1 protein-coding gene is annotated in these 636 nt (G+C 33.5%); it reads right to left on the bottom strand.

What is annotated here, in order from left to right:
• Positions 1 to 187: 187 nt before the first annotated feature.
• Positions 188 to 636 (bottom strand): hypothetical protein (locus H2650_RS15725; RefSeq protein ID WP_223151131.1); only part of this gene is annotated, 449 nt, incomplete at its 5' end.

Genomic DNA, 636 nt, shown 5'->3' with positions numbered 1-636 from the left:
GTTTAGTTTTTTTTATATTAAACTTTTGTTTTTCCTTTTTCTGTGCGTTCCAACCTGCTGTCGCATAACGTTTCGCGGCTTGCAGAAGTGGCGAACTTCGTGACCGATTATTTTCGGCTAAGATAAAATATCTTGCGAAAGATAAACGTGAATTTACCACATATTTCGCCATTTTTGCAAACCGCTGTTATGCGTAGTGCCTATTATCTTTTTCCACTAAAAAAATTCCAATAGTTAAAATTGCCAAGCTGCTTACCCAAAGCCAATATCCCAATCCCAAACTATCAATGTTTCCTAATTTTCCACTTTCAGATACCAAAATTTTATTCCATGTGACAAAAGATAAAGCAATAGTAGTCGAAAGCAAGGAATACATTTTTGCTTTATTTTTTGATTTTAAAAATAAGTAAAGACTAAAAAAATATAAAGGATTTACAAGCCAAATTAACCATTCCAAAATTCCACCGCCAAGCACTGACAAACCGCCCATTACTAAAGTAGCAATACCTGATAATGTTTTGTCTTCGAATTCGCTCGATGAAATTGCGGTTTGCGTTAGTGAAACAGTAAAAATTGCTAAACTAACAATGACATAAATTTTTGGACTTTTTATTTTCAACTGCATTTTGTTTTGGG

The organism is Flavobacterium sp. GP15 (assembly GCF_014281985.1).
GTDB classification, from domain to species: Bacteria; Bacteroidota; Bacteroidia; order Flavobacteriales; family Flavobacteriaceae; genus Flavobacterium; species Flavobacterium pygoscelis.
Note: the sequence above shows the minus strand (reverse complement) of the source record. Positions and strands in the feature narration are given on the sequence as shown.